The following is a 23883-nucleotide window of genomic DNA, read 5'->3' as shown; positions in this document are numbered from 1 at the left end:
AACGAGCCCACCGCGCAGTGCGCGGACCGACCGAGCGAGAGGACCGCACTCGTGCCGACCGGCAGTACCGATGCCGCCTCCGGGACCGAGCTGGATCGGGAGGCAGTCAGGCGCCACCGCATGCTCTTCCGCGCCGTTGCCCGCCGCCGGAATCCCAAACTCCGCCGCACCGACATCACCATCACCGACGAAAAGGTCGTGAAGCGCGCCGTCAAGGCCGCCGCCGTCGGTAATGCGATGGAGTGGTTCGACTTCGGCATCTACAGCTACCTCGCGGTCACGATCGGCCACGTCTTCTTCCCCAGCGGCAGCGACACCGCGAGCCTGCTGTCCTCGTTCGCGACCTTCGCCGTGGCCTTCCTCGTACGGCCCATCGGCGGCGCGTACTTCGGCCCGCTCGGCGACCGCATCGGCCGCAAGAAGGTCCTCGCCTTCACCATGATCATGATGGCCGTCGGCACCTTCGCCATCGGTCTCATCCCGTCGTACGCCACCATCGGCGTCTGGGCGCCGGTCCTGCTGATCCTCTTCCGGCTGGTCCAGGGCTTCTCGACGGGCGGCGAGTACGGCGGCGCCTCGACCTTCATCGCCGAGTACGCGCCCGACAAGAAGCGCGGCTACTTCGGCAGCTTCCTGGAGTTCGGCACCCTCGCCGGGTACACCGGCGCGGCCGGCCTGGTCCTGCTCCTGAACACTCTCCTGGGCTCCGAGGCCATGAGCGACTGGGGCTGGCGGCTGCCCTTCCTCGTCGCGGGCCCCCTCGGCATCGTCGGTCTCTACCTGCGAATGAAGCTCGACGAGACCCCGGCCTTCCAGAAGCTGGAGGCCGCCGAGACGCACAGCCCCACCGGCTCCCTCGCCGACGAAGAGGCCGAGTTCTCCCACCTCTCCGAGAACGCCCCCAAGAAGAAGCTCGGCGAGATCTTCTCCCAGCAGTGGCCCGCGCTCATCCTCTGCATCTGCCTGGTCGGTGCCTACAACATCACCGACTACATGCTCCTCTCCTACATGCCGACGTACCTGACCGACACCCTCCACTACAAGGAGTCGCACGGCCTGCTGGTGCTGCTCGGCACCATGGTCGTCCTGATGCTGGTCATCAACTACGTCGGCCGCCTCAACGACCGCTTCGGCCGCAAGCCGCTGCTGATGACCGGCATGCTCGGCTTCTTCGTCCTCTCCATCCCGTCCTTCCTGCTGGTCAAGAACGGCAGCCTGCTGTTCGTCTCCGTCGGCATGCTGCTGATGGGCTTCTCCCTGGTCTGCCTCCTCGGCACGATGTCGGCGGCCCTCCCGGCCCTCTTCCCGACCAACGTCCGCTACGGCTCCCTCTCCATCGGCTACAACCTCTCCACGTCCCTCTTCGGCGGCACGACCCCCCTGGTCATCACCGCCCTGATGGGCGCCTTCAACGGCAACGAGATGGTCCCGGCGTACTACGCCATGGGCGCGGCCCTCATCGGCGTCATCGCCGTCCTCTTCATGAAGGAAACCGCCCAACAGCCCCTGGAAGGCTCCCCACCCTCAGTAGCCACCCACGAAGAAGCCGTCGAACTGGTCTCCGCCCAAACCTCGGAGCCGCGCTTCTGACCAGGCGCTGAGCCCCGCCCTGAATCCCCCGATCACCCGATCGGGGGATTCTTCATTCCTGTCCATCACCCTGCGTAACCCCCGCCCGGCGACGCTCGTTGTCCCGTTCGACACCAGAACATTCGGCCGCTCACAACGGTGGCCGCTGAACGGGGGACTCCATGCCCACCAGCCCGTACACCCACGCCCGCCTCTCCGAAGCCGCGGCCGCCTCCCACACTCTCTCGGAAGCCTTACGCAAACTCGGCGTGGACCCGAAGGGCCCATCGCGCCGCTACCTGCACACCCGCATGAAAGCCCTGGGCGTAGACACCTCCCATTTCGAACCGGAGGGCACCCGCTGGACGAAAGAAGCCCTCCAAGCGGCCGTGGCTTCCTCGACCAACATGTGCGAGGTCCTCCGCCAACTGGGCCTCGACGTCGTCGGCGGCCACCACACCCACATCAGCCGCCGGATACGGGCGTTGGGGATCGACACGTCGCACTTCAGCGAAAAGCCGCACACCGGGTCAGACGCACGCCGGCGCCGCGCGCGGGGCGAACTGCTGAGGAAGCAGGACCCGGCCAACGCGCGCCGAGTGCCCGCGCAACGGCTGAGGCGCGCCCTCCTGGCCCACGGCGCGGACGAACGCTGCACCCTGTGCGGAATCGGCCCGACCTGGCAGGGCGAGCCGCTACCGCTGGAGGTCGACCACGTCAACAGCGACTGGCGCGACAACCGCCCGGAGAACCTGCGCTTCCTCTGCCCGAACTGCCACTCGGCCACCGACACCTACCGAGGCCGGAACAAGGGCCGGAGGGGCTCGGCATGAGCGGCGGAATCAAATACACGCGAGAGCGGCTGACCGAAGCGGCCGAGTCCTGCGCAGACATCGACGAAGTCATCGCCCATTTCGGCACTCGCCCCTACGAACGGCTGCGCCGCTACCTGCTGCAGCGCTTCGACCATTTCGGCATCGACGTGTCGCACTTCCCCCGTCGCAAGTACACGAGATATGCCACCGAACCTCCCGACACGCTGCCGCAGGTCATATCTGCGTCGGTCTCCCTGGCGGAGGTTCTGCGCAGGCTCGACATGGCCGACAACACTGTCACCCGGAGGTTGCTCCACCGCTGGATCTCCGAAGGAGCACTCGATACGTCGCACTTCCTCGGACAAAGCCATCAGCGAGGCAAGCCAGGCACGACACCCATTAAGACGGCCGAGCAGATCCTGGTGAAGCATGACGGCCGACGGCGAACGAAATCGGCGATGCTTCGCCGGGCTCTGCGGCAGATCGAGGTGGCGGAACTGTGCGACCGGTGCGGCACGCCCCCTTCGTGGCACGGGCGCCCCATGACGCTGGAGGTCGACCACATCAACGGCGATTGGAGCGACGACCGGGCCGAGAACCTGCGGCTGCTCTGCCCCAACTGCCATGCGATCACCAGCACCTGGTGCAGGGGAGGTGATTGGCGCCGCGGTGCCCACCGCCCCAAACCGGACCCAGTACAGTAGGCGGCGCGGGCCCGTATCCCAGCTGGCAAGAGGACGCCGGTTTAGGTCCGGTGTGTCGTGGGTTCGAGTCCCACCGGGCCCACCGCATTCGGTCGTCTCCTCGTGCGAGGAGACGACCGAGCCGTTTGGGGGTCAGCCCAGCAGTTCCCTGACCACCGGCGCCAGCGCTCGGAAGGCCTTGCCTCGGTGGCTGATGGCGTTCTTCTCGTCGGCCGTCAGTTCGGCGCAGGTTCGGGTTTCGCCGTGGGGCTGGAGGATCGGGTCGTAGCCGAAGCCGCCGGTGCCGGCGGGGTGGTGGCGGAGGGTGCCTTCCAGCTTGCCTTCGACTACGCGTTCCGTGCCGTCGGGGAGGGCGAGGGCCGCGGCGCAGGCGAAGTGGGCGGCGCGGTGTTCGTCGGCGATGTCGGAGAGCTGGGCGAGGAGGAGGTCCAGGTTGGCCTGGTCGTCGCCGTGGCGGCCGGCCCAGCGGGCGGAGAAGATGCCGGGGGCGCCGCCGAGTACGTTCACGCAGAGGCCGGAGTCGTCGGCGACGGCGGGGTGGCCGGTGGCCTGGGCGAGGGCGTGGGCCTTCAGAAGGGCGTTCTCGGCGAAGGTGACGCCGGTTTCCTTCACGTCGGGGACGTCCGGGTACGCGTCGGCGCCGACCAGCTCGATGTCGAGGTCGGCCGCCGCGAGGATGGCGCGGAGTTCGGTGATTTTGCCGGCGTTGCGGGTGGCGAGGATCAGGCGCTGGTGCTTCATGGTGAGCGATTATCCCGGTCGGATCGCATGACGTGAGCGGGCCCCGCCAGCGCCCGGCGGGCCGTACTCTCCGGTCGGGCGCGGCCGCCTCGGTCGGCGGGCGGGTGACGCCCCGCTGCGGCGGCCGGCTCGCCCGACGGAGCGCGGCCGCCTCGGTCGGCGGGCGACCCGTCGCCCGGTGGGGCGGCCGACACCCCCTCAGCGGGCGGCCCGCCCGGTGGGGCGGCCGCCCCCTCGGGCGGGCCGCCCCTCGTGCCCCGTTCTCAGCCCGGCGTGCAGATCTTGGTCATTTCCGAGGCGGCGGATTCGATGGGGGCCGTGTCGGGGGTCCTGCCCTGGTCGAGGGCCTGCTGGGCGTCCTTGACGCCGCGGGAGAGGTCGTCGACGGCCTTGCCGAGGTCGGCGTTGTCGCTCTGGTCGCCGAGCTCGTCGAGGTTCTTGTCGATCTTGTCGAGGGCCTGCTGAGCCTCGGCCGGGTTCTCGGCGCCGCCGGAGAACGCCTGCTGGAGCTCGTCGACGTTCTTCCCGACGGCGGTGGCGGTCTGTGCGCAGTCCATGGCCGTCTGGACGGCTCCGCAGCCGGTGAGGACGGGAACGGCCAGGGCGATGGCGGCCACGGCGGAGGCGGCGGTCACAGCCGTTCGGCGACGGACGGAGCGGTGTGCGGACATGGACGGGCCCTCTCTTTGCAATGAACAGGTAAAGGAACAGGTAAAGAGAGGAACGCGTGGCGAGTGGATTTGGTTGCCGACGGCGCCGCGGTTGCGGCTTATCGTCAGGAAAGTCCGGTGATGAGGCCGGTCTGGGTCAGGAACATTGCGAGGACGACGACGAGGGTCCAGCCGAGGACGTGTTCCATCCACGGCGAGTCGTCCTTGGGGCCGCCGGTGCGGGCGGTGGGCTCATCGAGGGCGGCGGCAGCGGCTTCAGCAGACATGACGGTGCGGTTCCTCGTCGTGGGGTGCTGGTGGACGCGCGCCCGGCTACCTCGCGGTAAGCGGTACGGGCGCACGTCCCACCTTGCGCCGGTGGCACGTGCATTCCTAGAGATGCACGCCCCACGAGGGGAACCTCACAGATCACCGGCAGAGCGCGCCCGCGTCACAGCGTCGCGGCGAGCGTCTCGCGCTGGGCCTTGTCCAGGTCCGTGCAGCCGGTGACGGCCAGGTCCAGGAGGGCGTTGAGCTCGTCGCGGGCGAAGGGCTCGGCCTCGGCGGTGCCCTGGACCTCGACGAAGCGGCCGTCGCCGGTGCAGACGACGTTCATGTCGGTCTCGGCGCGGACGTCCTCCTCGTAGCAGAGGTCGAGGAGCGGCGTGCCGTCGACGATGCCGACGGAGACGGCGGAGACGGTGCCGGTGAGCGGCTTGCGGCCGGCCTTGATGAGCTTCTTGCCCTGGGCCCAGGTGACGGCGTCGGCGAGGGCGACGTATGCGCCGGTGATCGCGGCGGTGCGGGTGCCGCCGTCGGCCTGGAGGACGTCGCAGTCCAGGACGATGGTGTTCTCGCCGAGGGCCTTGTAGTCGATGACGGCGCGGAGCGAGCGGCCGATGAGGCGGGAGATCTCGTGGGTACGGCCGCCGATCTTGCCGCGGACGGATTCGCGGTCGCCGCGGGTGTTGGTGGAGCGCGGGAGCATGGAGTACTCGGCGGTGACCCAGCCCTCGCCGCTGCCCTTGCGCCAGCGCGGTACGCCTTCGGTGACGGAGGCGGTGCAGAAGACCTTGGTGTCGCCGAAGGAGATGAGGACGGAGCCCTCGGCGTGCTTGCTCCATCCGCGCTGGATGGTGACGGGGCGGAGCTGTTCGGGGGTGCGGCCGTCGATACGAGACATGGGGACGACCCTATCGGGAATGCCGAAGGCCCCGTTCCGGTGCGTAGGTACGCACGAAAGGGGCCTCGGGTGGGAGCCGGGGGCTCAGCTCACATCGCAGTTCGATGCGCGATGCTCACATCATGTCTTCGATGTCGGCGGCGATCGGGTCGGCGTCGGTGCCGATGACGACCTGGATGGCGGTGCCCATCTTCACGACGCCGTGCGCGCCGGCGGCCTTGAGCGCGGCCTCGTCGACGAGGGAGGGGTCGACGACCTCGGTGCGGAGACGGGTGATGCAGCCTTCGACCTCTTCGATGTTGTCGAGGCCGCCGAGCCCGGCGACGATCTTCTCAGCCTTGCTGGCCATGTCCACTCCTGCTTGTCTCGGCCGTCGGCGGTTGTGCCGAAGGATTCCACACGGTAACGCACGTTCAGCCCTGTTGGACGGGCGTATGTCCGTTGCCTGGCGAATGATGGCGACCACCCGGAGTTGCCTCCGGGAGGCCCCGTAGCGCCACTACGAATGGTCTACACCACCAGTATGCGGCAAGCACGAGTCGGCCGTCGCGAAGGCCGGCGGCCGGGAGGATGCGGATGAGTTCGGACGCGGCGGCGGCGCCGAGGAGGAAGTGGGGCGGCGGGCTGTTCCAGGGCCTGCAGAAGATGGGGCGCAGCCTGCAGCTGCCGATCGCGGTGCTGCCGGCGGCGGGCATCCTGAACCGGCTCGGGCAGCCGGATGTGTTCGGCGCGGACGGTGCGGGCTGGGACGACGTGGCGAAGGTGTTCGCGGGTGCCGGTCAGGCGCTGCTGGACTCCTCGCTGGGGCTGCCGCTGCTGTTCTGTGTGGGCGTTGCGATCGGCATGGCGAAGAAGGCGGACGGGTCGACGGCGCTGGCGGCGGTCGCGGGTTTCCTCGTGTACTACTTCGTGCTGCACCAGTTCCCGGAGGACTGCGCGAGCGGCGCGACGTTCGTGAGCGGCGGGCCGCTGGGCGGCGCGTGCGTGGCGAAGGACGGGACGGGGACGCCGGCCGGGTATCAGAACCCGGGGGTGTTCGGCGGCATTGTGATCGGGCTGCTGTCGGCGTGGTTCTGGCAGCGGTACCACCGTACGAAGCTGGTGGACTGGCTGGGCTTCTTCAACGGCCGCCGGCTGGTGCCGATCATCATGTCGTTCGTGGCGCTGCTCTTCGCGGTGGTGTGTCTGTTCGTGTGGCCGCCGATCGGTGACGCGCTGACCAGTTTCAGCAAGTGGATGGTGGATCTGGGGGCGACGGGTTCCGGGATCTTCGGTGTGGCGAACCGTGCGCTGCTGGTGATCGGCATGCACCAGTTCCTGAATACGTTCATGTGGTTCCAGTTCGGCGACTTCACGAAGCCGGACGGGACGGTGGTGCACGGTGACATCAACCGGTTCCTGGCGGGCGATCCGAGTGCGGGTCAGTTCACGTCCGGGTTCTTCCCGATCATGATGTTCGCGCTGCCGGCGGCGGCGCTGGCGATCACGCACTGTGCGAAGCGGCACCGCCGCAAGGAGATCGCGGGCATGATGCTGTCGGTCGGTCTGACGTCGTTCGTCACGGGGATCACCGAGCCGATCGAGTACTCGTTCCTCTTCGTGGCGCCGGTGCTGTATGTACTGCACGCGGTGCTGACGGGTGTGTCGATGGCGGTGACCTGGTCGCTGGGGGTGCACGACGGGTTCAGTTTCTCGGCGGGTCTGATCGACTACGTCATCAACTGGAGCCTGGCGACCAAGCCGTGGCTGATCATTGTGATCGGGCTGTGTTTCGCGGTGGTCTATTACGCGCTCTTCCGCTTCGTGATCACCAAGTGGGATCTGGCGACTCCGGGGCGCGAGCCGGAGGAAGTGGGCGATGCCATGGAGGAGCAGAACGTGAAGTAGCCCGGGGAAGCAGTCCAGGGAAGCGGCCTGGGAAGAGGACTGCCCTGCGTGGTCGGGGAACGCCCCTGCGTGGTCGGAAAACGGCTCCGGAATAATGGATTCCGGAGCCGTTCCGCGTGCCGCCGTAACGATCGGGAGGAACGGATTCCTTTATGCGGTGACGACATGCTAAGTATGGTCTAAACCACTCAGTGGTGTAGACCAGACTAGCGGGCTGCCCTATTCCCCGAGCCCGCCTCACCAGGAGGAATCCGATGAGTACGGCCACCGCCGGCAAGGCGGCACCCGCGAAGAAGCGGGGAGCGGGTCTGTTGCAGGGCCTGCAGAAGATCGGTCGCAGCCTCCAGCTGCCGATCGCCGTCCTGCCCGCAGCGGGCATCCTCAACCGGCTCGGCCAGCCCGATGTCTTCGGCAAGGACGGCCTGGGCTGGATCGACGTGTCGAAGGTCTTCGCCGCCGCGGGCGGTGCGGTCTTCGACAACCTGCCGCTGCTGTTCTGCATAGGCGTGGCCATCGGCTTCGCGAAGAAGGCCGATGGCTCCACCGCGCTGGCCGCCCTGGTCGGCTTCCTGGTCTACAGCAACGTCCTCAAGGCATTCCCCGTCGAGGAAGGCCACGTCGACAAGGGCAAGTGGGTCGAGCCGGTCGTCAACAACCCCGGCGTCCTCGGCGGCATCATCATGGGCCTGCTGGCCGCGGTCCTGTGGCAGCGCTTCCACCGTACGAAGCTGGTGGACTGGCTGGGCTTCTTCAACGGCCGCCGGCTGGTCCCGATCATCATGGCCTTCGTCGGCACCGCGGTCGGCGTGCTCTTCACCCTGATCTGGGAGCCGATCGGCGAAGCGATCTCCGGCTTCGGCGAGTGGATGACCGGTCTCGGCGCGGTCGGCGCGGGCCTCTTCGGCCTGATCAACCGCGCGCTGATCCCGATCGGCATGCACCAGTTCGTGAACACCGTCTCGTGGTTCCAGCTCGGTGACTTCACCGACGCGGCCGGCAAGGTCGTGCACGGCGACATCGGCCGCTTCTTCGCGGGCGACCCGAGCGCCGGGCAGTTCATGTCCGGCTTCTTCCCGATCATGATGTTCGGCCTGCCGGCCGCCGCGCTGGCCATCGCGCACACCGCGCGCCCGGAGCGCCGCAAGGCCGTCCTGGGCATGATGATCTCGCTCGGCCTGACCTCGTTCGTCTGCGGCATCACCGAGCCGATCGAGTTCACGTTCATGTTCATCGCGCCGGTGCTGTACGCGATCCACGCGGTGCTGACCGCCGTGTCGATGGCCGTCACCTGGGCGCTCGGCGTGCACGACGGCTTCACGTTCTCCGCGGGCTTCATCGACTACGTACTGAACTGGAACCTCGCCACCAAGCCGTGGCTGATCATCCCGATCGGTCTGGTCTTCGCGGTGATCTACTACGTGCTCTTCCGCTTCGCGATCACCAAGTTCAACCTCACCACCCCGGGCCGCGAGCCCGAGGAGGAGGTCGAGGACCTCACGAAGGCGTGAGATCCCGCCCGTACTGACGCGAGGCCCCCGGAGCCGTACGGTTCCGGGGGCCTCGTCCTGTACAGGGCGTCAGATCTCGTAGACCGCGCCCGCCTTGGCGACCTCCACCGGGCCGTTGAAGACCTCCTGCGCGTCGCGGAGGTTGATGCCGGGGTCGGTCCACGGGGGGATGTGGGTGAGGACCAGCCGGCCGGCCCGGGCGCGGGCCGCGTGCTCGCCCGCCTCGCGGCCGTTGAGGTGCAGGTCGGGGATGTCTTCCTTGCCGTGCGTGAAGGACGCCTCGCACAGGAAGAAGTCGGTGTCCGCGGCGAGGGTGTCCAGCGAGTCGCAGACGCCGGTGTCGCCGGAGTACGTGAGCGACCGGCCGCCGTGCTCGATGCGGAAGCCGTACGCCTCCACGGGGTGGCTGACCTGCTCCGTACGGATCGTGAAGGGGCCCACGGTGAAGGTGCCGGGGGCCAGCGTGCGGAAGTCGAAGACCTCGCTCATGGCGTCGTCGGTGGGCAGGTCGGCGTGGGCGGCGGTGAGGCGGCGCTCCGTACCGGCCGGGCCGTAGACCGGCATCGGGGCGCAGCGGCCGCCGTCGGGGCGGTAGTAGCGCACGACGAAGTATCCGCAGAGGTCGATGCAGTGGTCGGCGTGCAGGTGGGAGAGGAGTACCGCGTCGAGGTCGTAGAGACCGCAGTGGCGCTGCAGCTCGCCGAGGGCACCGTTGCCCATGTCGATGAGCAGCCTGAAGCCGTCGGCCTCCAAGAGGTAGCTCGAACAGGCCGATTCCGTCGAAGGGAACGACCCCGAGCAACCGACGACAGTGAGCTTCATAGGGGCGTGAACCTCCGTGGGCGGGGGGCGGTGCGGCGGGTCCATGCGGGGCTTGGGCCGTGCTCGGCCGGTCCGTACCAGTCGTTGCAGTGCCCACGAGGGTAAGGCGCGAAAGGGCCGGTGGCTCCTCCAGCGGGGCGAGCTGTGGGCGGAATCACCAGTCCGGGTGGGCCTTTGGGGCGGGCGCGGGTGGTCCGGGGTACGGTCCGGTGGACGACGCGCGAGGAGGCGGCATGGACACCTCATGGTGGCCGGCGGTGCTGGCCGTGGTGGTACTGGCGCTGGTCGTGGCGCTTGTCGACGGGCGGGCCCGCTCGGACCGGGGCCCGCGGCGCGGCAGGCGGCGGGAGACGGGGCTTGCGGCGCCCGAGCCGGGCGAGATCTGGTGGGCGGCGGTGCCGTACGAGGACACGGCGGCCGCGAAGGACCGTCCGTGCCTGGTGCTGGCCGTGCGGGGCCGGTCCGCGCTGGTCGCGAAGATCACCAGCCGGTACCACGACGAGCGGCCCGGGGTGATCCCGCTGCGGCCCGGGACGGTGGGCGACGCGCAGGGCCGGCCGAGCTTCCTGGAGACGGACGAGCTGCGGGAGGTCGCGGTGGCCGACTTCCGGCGCCGCGCGGGCACGGCGGACCCGCTGCTGTGGGACCAGGTCCGGCATCTGGCCCGATAGCCCGGTGAACGGGAAGGCGCCCGGCCGCTGTGGCCGGGCGCCTTCATGAAGCAGGTGGTGTCACGCCCAGAGCTGGCCGTGCAGCGTCTCGATGGCCGCTTCGGTGCTCTCTGCGGTGTAGACGCCGGTGGAGAGGTACTTCCAGCCGCCGTCGGCGACGACGAACACCACGTCGGCGCTCTCGCCGGCCTTGAGGGCCTTCTTCGCGACGCCGATCGCGGCGTGCAGCGCGGCGCCGGTGGAGACGCCCGCGAAAATGCCTTCCTCCGCGAGGAGTTCACGGGTGCGGCGCACCGCGTCCGCCGAGCCGACGGAGTAGCGGGTGGTCAGCACGGACTCGTCGTAGAGCTCCGGGATGAAGCCCTCGTCGAGGTTGCGCAGGCCGTAGACGACGTCGTCGTAGCGCGGCTCGGCGGCCACGATGTTGACGCCGGGTACGTGCTCGCGCAGGTAGCGGCCGACGCCCATGAGGGTGCCGGTGGTGCCCAGGCCCGCCACGAAGTGGGTGACGGAGGGCAGGTCCGCGAGGATCTCGGGGCCGGTGGTGGCGTAGTGCGCGCCCGCGTTGTCCGGGTTGCCGTACTGGTACAGCATCACCCAGTCGGGGTGCTCGGCCGAGAGTTCCTTGGCGACGCGTACGGCGGTGTTGGAGCCGCCGGCCGCCGGGCTGGAGATGATCTCCGCGCCCCACATGGCGAGCAGCTCGCGGCGCTCCCGGGAGGTGTTCTCCGGCATGACGCACACGATGCGGTAGCCCTTGAGCTTGGCCGCCATGGCGAGCGAGATGCCGGTGTTGCCGCTGGTGGGCTCCAGGATGGTGCAGCCGGGGGTGAGCCGGCCGTCCTTCTCCGCCTGCTCGATCATGTGCAGCGCGGGGCGGTCCTTGACGGAGCCGGTGGGGTTGCGGTCCTCCAGCTTGGCCCAGATCCGTACGTCGTCGGCGGGCGACAGCCGCGGCAGGCGCACCAGGGGGGTGTTGCCGACCGCGGCGAGCGGGCTGTCGTACCGCATCAGCGCATGCCGCCGGCGACGGCGGGAAGGATCGTCACGCTGTCGCCGTCGGCGACCTTCGTGGTGATGCCGTCGAGGAAGCGGACGTCCTCGTCGTTCAGGTAGACGTTGACGAAGCGACGCAGCTGCCCGCCGTCGACCAGGCGCTCCTTGATGCCGGCGTGCCGGGTCTCCAGGTCGTCGAAGAGCTCGCCGAGGGTGTCGCCGCTGCCTTCCACGGCCTTCTGGCCGTCGGTGTGGGTGCGCAGGATGGTCGGGATTCGGACCTCGATGGCCATGAGGATGCTCCTGTTTCGGCTGGCTGGGACGCTTCCCGGAAAGGGGCCGGAGAGCGAGTCGGGAGTGCGCCGCTGCGGGGCGCGTCGGGCGAGGCGTCCTGGGACGCGGGCGGGGCGTACGTTCAGCCCGCCGGCCGTCTCGGCCGGGCGCCTGTCGTGCGGGCAGGCGGAACCGGTCAGCCGGCTGCGCGGCGCGGACACATCGCGCTGGCGAGGCGGCACAGGTCGACGTGCAGCCGCGCAACGAGCAGCAAGCTCGGCGTCTTCTCGCTCACGTCGTGGTCAACCATGCGGTCATCGTATCGATTCCCGGTCCGGGTACTGGAACCCGGTCTCGGGATGCGGACGGACGGTGCACACCATGTGGGATGCGGCCAATCGGGACGCCCCGGCGGACCCTGCGCCGCCGGGGCCGAGCACGGGAAAGAGGTGACGGGTGTCACGCGTACGCGTCGACGACCTCGACCTCTTCTTCGGTGATCACACCGTCCACGATCCGGTAGGAGCGGAACTGGAACGGGCCCGCGTCGTCGGTGTCCGCGGTGGAGACCAGGACATAGTGCGCGTTCGGCTCGTTCGCGTACGAGACGTCCGTACGGGACGGGTACGCCTCGGTCGCGGTGTGCGAGTGGTAGATGACGACGGGCTCCTCGTCCCGGTCGTCCAGCTCGCGGTAGAGCTTGAGCAGGTCGGTGGAGTCGAATTCGTAGAACGTGGGCGAGCGTGCCGCGTTCAGCATCGGGATGAACCGCTCGGGGCGGCCGTCGGCGGGCGCCGGCGTCGGGCCCGCCAGGACCCCGCACGCCTCGTCGGGGTGGTCCTTGCGCGCGTGCTCGACGATCTGGTCGTAAAGAGCCCGGGTGATGGTCAGCATGGGCTCAAGAATAAGCATCGGGCCCGTACGTACCACCAAGTGATACGTACGGGCCCGGATGCTGGACAGCGGGCGGTAGCCGCCCGGCTGGGTCAGTCCTTCTTCGTGGTGTCGACGGGGCTCTGCGCCGCGAAGACATTGGGGTTCCGGCGCTTGATGACGAGGTAGCCGATACCCAGTATCGCGGCCCAGATGGGCGCCGCGTACAGCGAGATCCGGGTGTCCGGGTCGATGCCCATCATCACGATGACCATGGCGATGAAGGCCAGCGCGAAGATCGAGGTGTACGGCGCGCCGGGGGCCTTGAACTCCGACTGCGGCAGCAGGCCGCGCTTGGCCTTGGCCCGGTAGCGCAGCTGCGAGAGCAGGATGACGATCCAGGCCCACATGCCGGAGATGGTGGCGAAGGAGACGACGTAGTTGAAGGCTTCGCCCGGCCACTGGTAGTTGATCCAGACGCCGACCATCATCATGGCCACCGAGACCGCGGTGCCGCGGGTGGGCAGGCCGTTCTTGCTGAGGTAGGTGAAGATCTTCGGGCCCTGGCCGTTGAGCGAGAGGTCGCGCAGCATCCGGCCGGTGGAGTACATGCCGGAGTTGCAGGAGGACAGCGCCGCGGTGAGCACGACGAAGTTCACGATGCCGGCGCCGGCCGGCAGGCCGATCTTGGCGAAAGCCGCGACGAAGGGGCTGACGCCCGGCTCGAAGACGGACCAGGGGACGACCGACAGGATGATGATCAGCGAGCCGATGTAGAAGAGGCCGATCCGCCACGGCACGGTGTTGATGGCCTTGGGCAGGACCTTCTTCGGGTCGGTGGCCTCGCCCGCGGTGACGCCCACGAGCTCGACGGCGAGGAAGGCGAACATCACGATCTGCAGCGTCATCAGCGTGCCGCCGATGCCCTTGGGGAAGAACCCGCCGTCGGACCAGAGAAGCGTGAAGGAGGCGGTGTCGCCGGCGTCGGAGAAGCCGAGGATGATCACGCCGAGGCCGATCAGGATCATGCCGATGATGGCGGTGACCTTGACCATGGAGAACCAGAACTCCAGCTCACCGAAGAGCTTCACGGAGATCAGATTGATACCGAAGAGCGCGACGGTGAAGACCAGGGCCGACACCCATTGCGGGATGCCGTCGTTCCAGTAATGGACGTATGTCGCGGCCGCCGTGACTTCCGTGATGCCGGTGACGACCCAGAAGAGCCAGTACGTCCAGCCGGTCACAAAGCCCGTGAAGGGGCCGAGGAACTCACGGGCGTACTCCGAGAAGGAGCCGGACACCGGGCGGTACATGAGCAGCTCGCCCAGGGCGCGCATGATGAAAAAGATGACGAGCCCGACGATGGCGTAGGCGAGGATGATGCTCGGCCCGGCCTTGGAGATCGCTTTGCCCGCTCCGAGGAACAGGCCCGTTCCGATGGCGCCACCAATGGCGATCATCTGGATCTGCCGGTTTCCCAGACCGCGCTGATAGCCCTCTTCCGGGGCAGATCCCGCGGCGTCGGTGACGCCGTGCTGATTGTCGACCTGCACTGAGGTCATGTTGTGGTGCGCCTTTCTCCATTCCGACCCGGTCTGTTCCGGATCGGGTCCCGATCCCCCCGGATGGAGTCCTGCATCGCCAACGGTCGGCCGGCGTAGCGCTCCCGCGGCGACAAGGGTGGCGTCACCTACGGCAGGTCGAGAGTTTTTACCACGACCACTGGGGATGCACTACCGGGACACCGTAGGGCACGGCAGGGAAAAGCGGACAAAATTCAAAAGGCGCAGGAAGGTCGGGCGCAGCAGTGATGCGATCGTTATCCGGATTTGATTGTCCGTTGAGCGAACGCGTCTCCGTAAGTAATCGGGCGTACCGTCCGGGTCACAAAACCGCTGGTCCGCTACTCGGGCATCAGCGTTTCGATCAGGCTCTCCTGGAGTCCGCCGAGCCACAGGTACGCCATCGCCATCGGCTTGCGCGGATCCTCGTCCGGCAGGCCGAGCAGCTCGCTGCCGTCGTCCTCGTCGCTGACGTCCAGCCGGGTGCCGATCGCCAGCCGCAGGTCGTTCAGCGCGCCCAGCCACTGCTGGGACTCGTCCGGCTTGAGCCGCAGCACCGCGTCCTCGGAGCCCTTGCCGCCCTCGGCGGACAGCGCGTCCAGGGAGCGGACCACCGCGAGGGCGTCCTCGCGCTTGCGGGTCCGCAGGTCGTTCTCCGTGAAGCGGCGGAACTCCGCCGAGGCGGTGCGCGCGTCGTCGTCCGGCACGTGGTCCGGGCCGCCGTAGGCGTCGGGGAAGAGCCGGGCCAGCGCCGGGTCGGACGGCGGCTCGCTGGGCCCCTCGGCGAAGAGCGCGTCCAGCGGGTCCTCGCCCTCGGCGGGCTCGTCGCCGGGGCCGACCAGCTCCATCAGCTGGACGGCCAGGCTGCGCAGGATGGAGATCTCGACCTCGTCGAAGGCGGCCGTCGCGCCGCCGCCGGGCAGGGCTTCGAAGTGGCCGGCCATCAGCGGTCCTGCGTGAGGGTCGCCCAGAGGCCGTAGCCGTGCATCGCCTGCACGTCGCGCTCCATTTCTTCGCGGGTGCCGCTGGACACGATCGCGCGGCCCTTCCGGTGGACGTCGAGCATGAGCTTGCGTGCCTTCTCCTTGGAGTACCCGAAGTACGCCTGGAACACGTAGGTCACGTAACTCATGAGATTGACGGGGTCATTGTGGACGACGGTGACCCAGGGGACGTCGGGTTCGGGCACCTCGAAAGGCGCCTCGGTCGTTTCAGGACGTTCGATCTCCGTCGGTGCGACACTCACGGGTCCCATGCTGCCACCCGCGAGGGGCACACGCACAAACGACCCGGGGAAATCGTCAATGTGACGAGTAAGGGAGGTAGCATCCTCGTATGAACACAGCAGACCTGGGGCTGCCGGTGGCCGTGCCGTCGACTGCGCTCTTCACCGACCAGTACGAACTCACCATGGTGCAGGCCGCGCTGCGGTCCGGCACCGCCGACCGGCGCTCGGTCTTCGAGGTCTTCACCCGGCGGCTGCCCGAGGGCCGCCGGTACGGCGTGGTCGCGGGCACCGGGCGGCTGCTGGACGCGGTGGAGAACTTCCGCTTCGACGCCACGATCCTGGACTTCCTCACCGAGCGCGGCATCCTCGACGAGACCACCCGGAAGTGGCTCGCCGACTACCGCTTCCGCGGCGACATCTGGGGCTACCCGGAGGGCGAGGTCTACTTCCCCGGCTCGCCCATCCTGCGCGTCGAGGGCACCTTCGCCGAGGCCGTGCTGCTGGAGACGGTGATCCTCTCGATCCTCAACCACGACTCGGCGGTGGCCGCCGCGGCCTCCCGGATGTCGGTCGCGGCCGGCGACCGCCCGCTGATCGAGATGGGCGCCCGGCGCACCCACGAGCTGGCCGCCGTGGCCGCCTCCCGGGCCGCGTACGTGGGCGGCTTCCACACCACCTCCGACCTCGCGGCCGGCTTCCGGTACAACATCCCGACCGCCGGCACGAGCGCGCACTCCTTCACCCTGCTGCACGACAACGAGCGGGACGCGTTCACCGCGCAGGTCGACAGCCTCGGTGCGGGAACGACTCTGCTGGTGGACACCTACGACGTCGCGGAGGCGGTCCGTACCGCCGTGGAGGTGGCCGGGCCCGGCCTCGGCGCCGTCCGCATCGACTCCGGCGACCTGCTGCTGCTCGCCCACCGGGTGCGCCAGCAGCTGGACGAGCTGGGCGCGACGGACACCAGGATCGTGGTCACCAGCGACCTGGACGAGTACGCCATCGCCTCGCTGGCCGCCGCGCCCGTGGACGCGTACGGCGTCGGTACGCAGCTGGTCACCGGCAGCGGACACCCGACCTGCTCGATGGTCTACAAGCTGGTCGCGCGCGCCGAGGGCGACGGCGACGACGCGCCGCTGCGGCCGGTCGCGAAGAAGTCCATGGGCGGCAAGGCGTCCCACGGCGGCCGCAAGTGGGCCGCGCGGCGGCCCGACGAGCACGGCGTGGCCGAGGCCGAGGTCATCGGCACGGGGCCGGTGCCGGCCGAGCTGGCCGACCGGCAGCTGATGGTGCCGCTGGTGCGCGGCGGCGAGGTGGTCGCCCGTGAGCCGCTGGACGCGGCGCGCGAGCGGCACATCGCGGCCCGCGCCGGGCTCCCGATGTCCGCGATGCAGCTCTCGCGCGGCGAGGCCGTACTGCCGACGGAGTACGTCTAGCGCTCCGCGGGGAGTGCGGTTCCCTCCGGGGTGATGTCGTTCGTCGGCTGCGGGCCGTGTGTGGCTGGGCGCGCAGTTCCCCGCGCCCCTTACGGGGCGCGGTGCCCGCCCCGTCGGCTCCTACTCCCGCAAAGCCGTGCGAGTGGCTACCCTCGGTCACATCGGCACATGCCGTAGCCCCCACAGCCGCCATTCCCCTCCCCCCATTTCCCAGCCGGAAGGCACGCACCATGCACCGGGCATTGATCGTCGTGGACGTCCAGAACGACTTCTGTGAGGGCGGCAGCCTCGCGGTAGCGGGCGGCTCGGACATCGCCGCCGCCATCACCGACCTGGTGGGCGAGGCGGCGGGCAGCGGATACCAGTACGTGGTCGCCACGCGCGATCACCACATCGACCCGGGCGACCACTTCTCCGTCCGGCCGGACTACGAGCACAGCTGGCCCGCGCACTGCGTCGCGGGCACCGAGGGCAGCGGCTTCCACCCCAATTTCGCGCCCGCGATCGTCTCCGGCGCGATCGACGCGGTCTTCTCCAAGGGCGAGCACGCCGCGGCGTACAGCGGCTTCGAGGGCGTGGACGAGCACGGCGCCTCGACGGCGGAGTGGCTGCGCGCGCACGACGTGACCGAGGTCGACATCGTCGGCATCGCCACGGACCACTGCGTGCGGGCCACGGCGCTGGACGCGGTCCGCGAGGGGTTCCGCACCCGGGTCCTGCTGGACCTGACGGCGGGCGTGGCCGCGCACACGACGGAGGCGGCGGTCGCGGAGCTGCGCGAGGCGGGCGCCGAGCTGACCGGCAAGCCGGTGGTCAGCGCGGGCTGAGCCACCGGCGGCCGGGCGCCTCAGCGTGGGCTGAGCTGCTCCGGGACCGTCGGGCGCAGCAGGGCCCGTATCGGGTGCCAGGACTCCGTGTCGTCCTCCGGGGCGCCGCGCCAGACCAGGCCGTCGGGGTGGTGGAGTACGGCCGTGACCTCGTCCGGCGTGGGCGGTTCGGTGTTGCCGCGCAGGTAGACGGCGCGCAGGCCGAGGTTGCGCAGCCTGGTCAGGGCGCGCGGGCGGTTCGCGGCGTGGACGAGGACGCGTACGCGGTGGCCGCTGCCGCCCGGTCTGGGCAGCGAGAGGGCCACCACCACGCTTCCGCCCGGAAGCCTGGTGAAGCCGGAGCCGGTCAGGGTCATGTTTCCCCCGTGCATGGTCGGTGCAGCGGTCGGTGCGGCCGGCGCACGCCGGGTCGGGGCATGCGTCGGGAACCCCTCGTGAGACTACGTGTCAGCAAGAAGGCCGCAGGAGGCATCTAAACGCGATCGGCCGCCGCCCGCTAGGGGGCGACGGCCGATACGTCTGTGACCTGCGGCTTTACTTACTCCTTAGTAGCGGGCCCGACCTGGAGGACCACCGTGGACCCGTCATGGGCCTCCTTGGCGATCTTGATCCGGGTATTGGTGTCAGGAACGATCACGGCACCGGTCGGGTTCGCCTTGTCGTAGTAGACCCCGTTGCGGTCGTCGAAGACGGTCACGCCCTTCTGCGATGCGATCTTCGTGGCCGTGCCGTTCTTGTGCAGGGTGAGCGCGTCGGTCCGGGCACGGGTGAAGGTCGAGTCGTAGGTCTGGAAGCGGTTGCGCATGAGCTTGCCGTCCGCCCACTTCGTGGCCTTCGGATGGGCGTCGACCGGGAGGATCTGGCCGGCGCCCGGGTGCTCACCGACGTTGTTGTCCGCCTGCGAGGTGTCCCAGAGCCAGATCAGCACGCCGTTCTGGAAGGGGAAGTGCTCGACCCAGTTCGGCCGGGTGGAGGGCCAGCCGAAGTTGTACGGGCCGGTCTTCAGGGTCTTGTCGTACGAGACGTACTGGCGGTTCTCGGCGAGGTAGTACTGCGGGTAGTCCCTGGTGAAGGACTCGCCAATGCGCGAGAAGCCCTTGGCGGTCCAGCCCGCGTCGTCGCCCTCGGCGCCGTCGGTGAAGAGCGGCTTGCCGTCGGCCACGATGCTCAGCGCGTCGGCCGCGAAGCCCTTCTGGGCCACGCCGCCGTCGGTCTGGTAGCGGAACCGCAGGTCGATCTTCTTGCCCGCGTAGGCGTCCAGCGGGTAGACGAGGTCCTGGTACGCCTCGACGGTGCCGGTCAGCGCGGGCTTGTCGCCGGCGTCGCGCGGGATGGCCCGGCCGTTCGCGGTGCCGTCCACCGGCGTCCAGTTGGCGCCGCCGTCCGTGGAGACCTCGGCGTACAGGTAGTCGTACTCCGCCTCGATGTCCCACCAGCCCTTGAGGTTCAGGGACGCCTTGGCCGCTCCGGTGAGGTCGACGGACCGGGTGAGGGTGTTCTTCAGGTCGTCACCCATGCCGCTCCACCACTGCTTCGAGCCCTCGGCGGGCTTCACGACCGTGGTGGTGACGGCCTTCTTCGGCAGCTCGACGACGAGCGCCTGCTTGTGCTTGGTGTTGTACTCCGCGACGCCCAGCTTGTGCGTGGACGCCGTCGCCGCCTTCGCGGTGTCGTAGTTGAGCCAGCCCAGCTGCAGCTTGTCCCAGGCGTTCATGTCGCCGGGCAGGTCGCCGATGGAGTCCTTGCCCTCGCCGAGCCAGGAGCCGGAGGACATCAGCGACCAGAAGTCGACGGAGGACTCGCCGGTGCCACTGGTGTCGTACTCGTCCGGCAGGCCCAGGTCGTGGCCGTACTCGTGGGCGAAGACGCCGAGGCCGCCGTTCTCCGGCTGCATCGTGTAGTCGCCGACCCAGATGCCGGTGTCGCCGATCTGCGCGCCGCCGGCCTTGTTCTCCCCCGGGCCGGTCCGGCCGGCGTCCGTGCCGTACGCGTACCAGCGGTGCGCCCAGATCGCGTCGGTGCCCTGCGCGCCGCCGCCCGCGGACTCGTCCTCGCCGGCGTGCACGATCTGGAAGTGGTCGATGTAGCCGTCCGGCTCGTTGAAGTTGCCGTCGGCGTCGTGGTCGTAGCGGTCCCACAGGTCGTACTTGGCCAGGTCCGTCTTGATCTGCGCGTCCGTGCGGCCCTGGGCCTTCTGGCCCTTCGCCCACTGGTTCACGCCGTCGCGGATCAGGTCCCAGGCGTTGGAGCAGTTGGTCTGGCCGCAGTAGTTGGAGCCGTAACGGGCCTCGTTCCAGTCGACCTTGACCCAGTCGGAGACCTCGCCCTCGACCGAGTAGCGGCCCGAGGACTGCTTCTCGTAGTACTTCGCCAGGGACTCCTTCTTCTTGTCGTGCGAGAAGTAGAGGTCCTGGTAGTGCTGCTGGTTGAAGTCGGGCTGCCAGTCCGTGCTGTTGTCCGTCGCACGGTCCGGCTCGGCTATCTCGTTGTGCGCCGGGCCGGGGTCGCCGCCGTACTTCTTCACCGGCGGCTTGGGGCCGTCGCCGTCCGGGTCGTACATCGTGGTGTCGTCGACCTTGGTGCCGAACTCCACCAGGATCGTGAAGATCTTGTCGGTCTTCTCCCGGCCCAGCTCGACGTACTTGCCCTTGTCCAGCTTCACGACCTGCGAGCCGCCGCGCTCGGTGGTCTCGGCGTCGCCGGATATGACCTGCCGGAGCGCTTCCTCGCGCTGCGCCTCCTGGCGTTCACTGAAGGGGCCCTTGAGGTCGTGGTCCACCGACCGCTCGGCGGGCGCCGGGTCGTTGGACGGGCTCGCGGCCGGGTTACGGCCGTCGGCCTGTGCGGCCCCGGACGCGAAAACGGCCGCCCCGATCGCGGCGGTTGCCGTGGCCAGGGCGGCCGATCTGAACAGCAATCTCTGGGATCTCACGCGCGCTGTCCTCCCCTAAAACGAACGGTCGTTGGAGGCATTGCACCGGAACGCCGGGGGAAAAGACAGACCTTGTTTTGAACACATCAGCGAAGTACGTTACTTGGCTCGCGATGCACGCGTATCGGACGGTGGACGGGCCGTACGGAGGACCGCACGGAGGCCCAACGGGCGCGCCGCGAGCGGCGGTTCGCCGGGCACATGAATCGGTGCGCCCCCCATGCACCGGGCCAGTGGGTCAACTCACGCTTACCGGACGTTCCGCTCGGGCAGTAAGGACCGTAGAGTCTTTTGGCGGCGCGCCAAGTCGACTGACACCCCTGATGCTTCCGAGGACGGACCCGCCATGCCTCGACCGACTGCCGCACAGCTCGTCTACGGTTCGGCCACCGTCGTGCTCTCCACCCTCGCCATGCTGCTGCTCTCGCAGACCAGGACGGGCATCGGGGTCGCGGTCATCGCCATCGCCGGGCTCGGGCTCGGCCTCCTCGTCGCGGTCACGGCGCCGCTGCCGCGCCTCGCGCGGGCCCGCCGGACGCGCGTTGCCGCCCCGCAGGTACGGCCCGAGGGCTTCGTGGGACGGCGTACGTCGCCGACCCGGCCTGCCGAGGCCCGGGTCGGCGAACACTCCCGTTAAGAGCTTTCGGGTCAGCCGGTCGACACCACCACCGTGCGGGCCGCCTTGTCGTGCAGGCACTGCTGGTACGGCTTGTCCCAGGTGCACCACAGGACGTTGACCAGCCAGAAGATGGGGCCGCAACAGGGGATGATCTCCGGCAGGGTGTAGACGGCGGCGCGCACCCAGCCCGCCCGGGCGGTGGGGATCGCCCCGTTCTCCAGCATCGCCACCCTGATCTTCATGGCCATCTTGCCGACGGTCTGGCCCCGGGTGGTGAGCATCAGGCCCTCGTAGATCAGATAGGCCAGCATCGTGACGCCGGAGACCACCGTCTGCTCGCCGCTGTCGTCGGCGGTACCGGGATAGTCCACGCCGCCGACGACGAACCACATGATCACGCCGACCGGTACCCCGATGAGGATGCCGTCGATGATCCGTGCGAGCAGCCGCCGGCCGCGGCCGGCGAGCGGCGGCATCCCGGCGAGCGGATCGGGGGCGCCGTACGGACCTTGGGGCGCGCCGCCGTACGGGCCCTGGGGTCCGCCACCGCCGGGCGGGCCGCCTCCGTACGGGCCGCCCCCGGGAGCGCCGCCGTACGGGTCGCCGCTGCCGGGCGGCGGCTCCTGCGGGTGCTGCGGCTTCTTGAGGAACGGGTCGTTCTCCGGCGGCTCACCGGATCCGGGCCTCGGCTGGTCGGTACTCATGGCCCGAGTCGACCGCGTACCACCGGGCGCCGCATCCGGCGTGCGCCGTTCGGAGGAAGTGCGGCGCCCCGGAGCGTGGCGCGCGCCGTGCGCGGGCGCGCCCCGGCAGTCCGGGGCGCACGTCTGCGCGCAGGCTCAGCCGTCGGCTGTCAGGGCTCGGCCCTCAGCTTTCAGCGCTCAGCCGTTGGTTGTCGGCACTCAGCTGTCGGTTCAGCGCTCAGCTCTCGGTTGTCGGCCCTCAGCTCTCGGCCACGAACGTGCCGGCCGCCTTGTCGTGCCAGCACTGCCGCCAGGGCCGGTCGATCAGGCACCACACGGCGTTCACCACGCCGATGGCCAGTACGCCGAGCACGCCGTACACCAGCCAGCGCTTGGCCGCCGCGCCGAAGCCCGGGGTTTCGTGCCCCTCGATGTCCAGCACCTGCACGCCGCAGACCTTCTTGCCCAGCGTGTGTCCCCACTTGGCGGTGGGCAGCGCTTCGAGGAGCAGCCCGACGACCAGCAGTGCCGCGATCAGGATGGCCAGGTAGCCGCTGGTCGTGCCGTCCAGGAGGTAGACCGTGGTCTGCACGCCGGACTGCTTCGCGGCCTCGATCTTGTCGCCGATGTGGTCGGCCGTCGCGCTCCACAGCGGTACGGCGACGCCCGCGAGCAGCGCGCACAGTACGACCGTGTCGATCAGCCGGGCGGCGAGCCGGCGGCCGAGCGGCGCGGGCCGCCCCTCGGCCTGCGAGGCCGCGAAGGGGTTGTCGACCGGCGGCTTGAAGGGGATGACGCCCTCGGGCGCACCGCCCTGCTGCGCGGCCGCGGGGCCGGACGGCTGGGGGTAGCCGTAGCCTCCGGGAGCGCCCTGCTGCGGGCCCGGGTAGCCGTACCCGCCCTGCTGGGGAGCCGCGGGGCCCGGCTTCGGGTAGCCGTAACCGTCCCCGCCGGCCTGCTGCGGGTAGCCGTAACCGCCCTGGCCGGGGACGGACGGGCCGCTCTGCGGGTAGCCGTAGGCGGGGCGGGCGGGGGCGGACTGCTGCGGGGCGGCCGGCGGCTGGGCCGCGGGGCCGGCCGCCGGGGCCGACCGGTCGCGGCCCTGCTGTGCGCCGCGGTCGATCCGGATCGCCATCGTGCCGTCGGCGACGGGCGTGGCGGGGCCGACCGCGCGGAAGGCCATGGTGCCCTCGCTGCGGGCATCGGCGGCGTCTTCGGGGCGCGGACGTTCCTGACCGGCAGCCTCCTGACCGGAACCTTCCTGCGCGGCTCCGGCGGCGGCCTCCCGGGGCGCGTCGCCCCACGGCTGGGCCTCGCCCGGCGCGCCCGGGGCCGCGCCCTCGCGCTGCGGCGGGACCGCGCCCCAGGACACCATCTTGTCCTGCTCGCCGCCGAAGCCGCCCTGCCGGGAGGCGTCGGCCTGCCAGGAGGCGCCCGCGTCGGGGCCCGTGCCGTGCAGCCGCTGCGGGTCGTCCCACGCGGTGGCGGCGGACGGCACGTCCATCTCGCCGCGGTCGCGCACCGCGAGGCCGGCGCCGCCGTCGGGGTCCGCCCCGTCGACCTGACCCGAGTCCTCTTCCTCGTCGAAGAAGACCGGGCCGGTCTCTTCGGCTGCGGACGGCTGCCCGGCGGCGGACGACGCTGCCGGACCCGGCTCGGCCGCGGCACCCGCCGGCGGGGCGGGCATCTCCTCGCCGTCGGCCGGCGCCGGCCGGCTGGTGCCCGGCACCCAGGAGGCGCCGTTCCAGTACCGGATGTAGCCGGGGATGGACGGATCCGGGTAGTAGCCAGGCGTGGGGCTGCCGCCGGCGGATCCTGACGAAGGCGCGCTCATGTCCAAAATCCCGTATCTGTGTTCAGGCCGGAGGGGGCTGACGTGGTGGGGCTACTGCAGTCTGCCG

At 69.8% G+C, this 23883-nt stretch carries 26 protein-coding genes and 1 tRNA gene; 10 read left to right on the top strand and 17 right to left on the bottom strand.

Annotation, left to right across the window (positions count from 1 at the left end):
* The first annotated feature begins 120 nt into the window (after positions 1 to 120).
* From AB0I82_RS34560 to AB0I82_RS34545, 4 genes are all read left to right on the top strand, one after another.
* The gene (locus AB0I82_RS34560) at positions 121 to 1590 is read left to right on the top strand and encodes an MFS transporter (protein ID WP_363261454.1); all 1470 of its coding nucleotides are present in this window, start codon (positions 121 to 123) and stop codon (positions 1588 to 1590) included.
* A gap of 161 nt (positions 1591 to 1751) precedes the next feature.
* Positions 1752 to 2402, top strand: a complete 651-nt coding sequence (locus AB0I82_RS34555) for an HNH endonuclease signature motif containing protein (RefSeq protein WP_363261436.1) — start codon at positions 1752 to 1754, stop codon at positions 2400 to 2402.
* The gene (locus tag AB0I82_RS34550) at positions 2399 to 3088 is read left to right on the top strand and encodes an HNH endonuclease signature motif containing protein (protein ID WP_363261434.1); all 690 of its coding nucleotides are present in this window, start codon (positions 2399 to 2401) and stop codon (positions 3086 to 3088) included. Before AB0I82_RS34555 ends, AB0I82_RS34550 begins: the two co-directional genes overlap by 4 nt.
* 7 nt (positions 3089 to 3095) lie before the next feature.
* Positions 3096 to 3170, top strand: a tRNA-Leu gene (locus AB0I82_RS34545).
* 50 nt (positions 3171 to 3220) lie between these two features.
* On the opposite strand, the gene rdgB is transcribed toward AB0I82_RS34545, so the two are convergent.
* The 5 genes from rdgB to AB0I82_RS34520 form a co-directional block, all read right to left on the bottom strand.
* Positions 3221 to 3829, bottom strand: coding sequence for an RdgB/HAM1 family non-canonical purine NTP pyrophosphatase (gene rdgB / locus AB0I82_RS34540; RefSeq protein WP_363261433.1), 609 nt, complete (start codon positions 3827 to 3829; stop codon positions 3221 to 3223).
* Between the two features lie 263 nt (positions 3830 to 4092).
* The gene (locus AB0I82_RS34535; RefSeq protein ID WP_363261432.1) at positions 4093 to 4500 is read right to left on the bottom strand and encodes a hypothetical protein; all 408 of its coding nucleotides are present in this window, start codon (positions 4498 to 4500) and stop codon (positions 4093 to 4095) included.
* Positions 4501 to 4604: 104 nt separating this feature from the next.
* Entirely contained in the window at positions 4605 to 4766 is a 162-nt protein-coding gene (locus AB0I82_RS34530; RefSeq protein WP_363261431.1) for an SCO1431 family membrane protein, read from the bottom strand.
* A gap of 164 nt (positions 4767 to 4930) precedes the next feature.
* The gene (gene rph / locus AB0I82_RS34525) at positions 4931 to 5662 is read right to left on the bottom strand and encodes a ribonuclease PH (RefSeq protein WP_363261430.1); all 732 of its coding nucleotides are present in this window, start codon (positions 5660 to 5662) and stop codon (positions 4931 to 4933) included.
* Positions 5663 to 5777: 115 nt separating this feature from the next.
* The gene (locus AB0I82_RS34520) at positions 5778 to 6011 is read right to left on the bottom strand and encodes a PTS glucose/sucrose transporter subunit IIB (protein ID WP_030250235.1); all 234 of its coding nucleotides are present in this window, start codon (positions 6009 to 6011) and stop codon (positions 5778 to 5780) included.
* Between the two features lie 227 nt (positions 6012 to 6238).
* Here AB0I82_RS34520 and AB0I82_RS34515 point away from each other — a divergent pair, with 227 nt between their 5' ends.
* Both AB0I82_RS34515 and AB0I82_RS34510 read left to right on the top strand, forming a co-directional pair.
* A complete protein-coding gene (locus tag AB0I82_RS34515; RefSeq protein ID WP_363261429.1) occupies positions 6239 to 7549 on the top strand; it encodes a PTS transporter subunit EIIC in 1311 nt (436 codons plus the stop codon).
* A gap of 254 nt (positions 7550 to 7803) precedes the next feature.
* The gene (locus AB0I82_RS34510; protein ID WP_363261428.1) at positions 7804 to 9057 is read left to right on the top strand and encodes a PTS transporter subunit EIIC; all 1254 of its coding nucleotides are present in this window, start codon (positions 7804 to 7806) and stop codon (positions 9055 to 9057) included.
* A 69-nt stretch (positions 9058 to 9126) separates the two neighbouring features.
* Here AB0I82_RS34510 and AB0I82_RS34505 read toward each other — a convergent pair whose 3' ends face one another.
* Positions 9127 to 9879, bottom strand: a complete 753-nt coding sequence (locus AB0I82_RS34505) for an MBL fold metallo-hydrolase (protein ID WP_363261427.1) — start codon at positions 9877 to 9879, stop codon at positions 9127 to 9129.
* Between the two features lie 233 nt (positions 9880 to 10112).
* Here AB0I82_RS34505 and AB0I82_RS34500 point away from each other — a divergent pair, with 233 nt between their 5' ends.
* On the top strand, positions 10113 to 10550 hold the full coding sequence (locus AB0I82_RS34500; protein ID WP_363261426.1) for a type II toxin-antitoxin system PemK/MazF family toxin: 438 nt from the start codon (positions 10113 to 10115) through the stop codon (positions 10548 to 10550).
* A 60-nt stretch (positions 10551 to 10610) separates the two neighbouring features.
* On the opposite strand, the gene AB0I82_RS34495 is transcribed toward AB0I82_RS34500, so the two are convergent.
* The 7 genes from AB0I82_RS34495 to clpS form a co-directional block, all read right to left on the bottom strand.
* Positions 10611 to 11561 carry a cysteine synthase gene (locus AB0I82_RS34495; protein ID WP_363261425.1) on the bottom strand — a complete coding sequence of 317 codons (951 nt, stop codon included), beginning with the start codon at positions 11559 to 11561 and terminating at the stop codon, positions 10611 to 10613.
* Positions 11561 to 11839 (bottom strand): MoaD/ThiS family protein, encoded by a 279-nt coding sequence (locus AB0I82_RS34490; protein WP_363261424.1) that lies wholly within the window; start codon positions 11837 to 11839, stop codon positions 11561 to 11563. The genes AB0I82_RS34495 and AB0I82_RS34490 overlap by 1 nt, the downstream gene beginning before the upstream one ends.
* Positions 11840 to 12015: 176 nt before the next feature.
* Positions 12016 to 12129: a putative leader peptide gene (locus AB0I82_RS34485; RefSeq protein ID WP_342668106.1), complete on the bottom strand. Its 114-nt coding sequence runs from the start codon at positions 12127 to 12129 to the stop codon at positions 12016 to 12018.
* 149 nt (positions 12130 to 12278) lie between these two features.
* The gene (locus tag AB0I82_RS34480; protein WP_030250248.1) at positions 12279 to 12713 is read right to left on the bottom strand and encodes a M67 family metallopeptidase; all 435 of its coding nucleotides are present in this window, start codon (positions 12711 to 12713) and stop codon (positions 12279 to 12281) included.
* Positions 12714 to 12805: 92 nt separating this feature from the next.
* Complete coding sequence (locus AB0I82_RS34475) at positions 12806 to 14257, bottom strand: amino acid permease (RefSeq protein ID WP_363261423.1); 1452 nt, start codon at positions 14255 to 14257, stop codon at positions 12806 to 12808.
* Positions 14258 to 14598: 341 nt separating this feature from the next.
* Positions 14599 to 15201 carry a DUF2017 domain-containing protein gene (locus AB0I82_RS34470; RefSeq protein WP_363261422.1) on the bottom strand — a complete coding sequence of 201 codons (603 nt, stop codon included), beginning with the start codon at positions 15199 to 15201 and terminating at the stop codon, positions 14599 to 14601.
* Positions 15201 to 15512, bottom strand: coding sequence for an ATP-dependent Clp protease adapter ClpS (gene clpS / locus AB0I82_RS34465; protein ID WP_031063234.1), 312 nt, complete (start codon positions 15510 to 15512; stop codon positions 15201 to 15203). Before clpS ends, AB0I82_RS34470 begins: the two co-directional genes overlap by 1 nt.
* 80 nt (positions 15513 to 15592) lie before the next feature.
* Here clpS and AB0I82_RS34460 point away from each other — a divergent pair, with 80 nt between their 5' ends.
* A complete protein-coding gene (locus AB0I82_RS34460) occupies positions 15593 to 16921 on the top strand; it encodes a nicotinate phosphoribosyltransferase (protein ID WP_363261421.1) in 1329 nt (442 codons plus the stop codon).
* 230 nt (positions 16922 to 17151) lie between these two features.
* Positions 17152 to 17748, top strand: coding sequence for an isochorismatase family protein (locus AB0I82_RS34455; protein ID WP_031063239.1), 597 nt, complete (start codon positions 17152 to 17154; stop codon positions 17746 to 17748).
* A 20-nt stretch (positions 17749 to 17768) separates the two neighbouring features.
* Here AB0I82_RS34455 and AB0I82_RS34450 read toward each other — a convergent pair whose 3' ends face one another.
* Complete coding sequence (locus AB0I82_RS34450) at positions 17769 to 18104, bottom strand: hypothetical protein (protein ID WP_363261420.1); 336 nt, start codon at positions 18102 to 18104, stop codon at positions 17769 to 17771.
* Between the two features lie 182 nt (positions 18105 to 18286).
* Positions 18287 to 20680, bottom strand: coding sequence for an immune inhibitor A domain-containing protein (locus AB0I82_RS34445; protein WP_363261419.1), 2394 nt, complete (start codon positions 20678 to 20680; stop codon positions 18287 to 18289).
* Positions 20681 to 21026: 346 nt separating this feature from the next.
* Here AB0I82_RS34445 and AB0I82_RS34440 point away from each other — a divergent pair, with 346 nt between their 5' ends.
* Positions 21027 to 21317 (top strand): hypothetical protein, encoded by a 291-nt coding sequence (locus AB0I82_RS34440; protein WP_363261418.1) that lies wholly within the window; start codon positions 21027 to 21029, stop codon positions 21315 to 21317.
* Between the two features lie 11 nt (positions 21318 to 21328).
* Here the strand turns inward: AB0I82_RS34440 and AB0I82_RS34435 are convergent, their stop codons facing one another.
* Together AB0I82_RS34435 and AB0I82_RS34430 are read right to left on the bottom strand one after the other, a co-directional pair.
* Entirely contained in the window at positions 21329 to 22003 is a 675-nt protein-coding gene (locus AB0I82_RS34435) for an RDD family protein (protein ID WP_363261417.1), read from the bottom strand.
* Between the two features lie 238 nt (positions 22004 to 22241).
* A complete protein-coding gene (locus AB0I82_RS34430) occupies positions 22242 to 23816 on the bottom strand; it encodes an RDD family protein (RefSeq protein ID WP_363261416.1) in 1575 nt (524 codons plus the stop codon).
* Positions 23817 to 23883: the final 67 nt, after the last annotated feature.

Source organism: Streptomyces sp. NPDC050315, from assembly GCF_040655775.1.
Classification (GTDB): Bacteria; Actinomycetota; Actinomycetes; order Streptomycetales; family Streptomycetaceae; genus Streptomyces.
The sequence above is the reverse complement of the archived record's forward strand: the minus strand, read 5'-3'. Positions and strand labels throughout refer to the sequence as shown.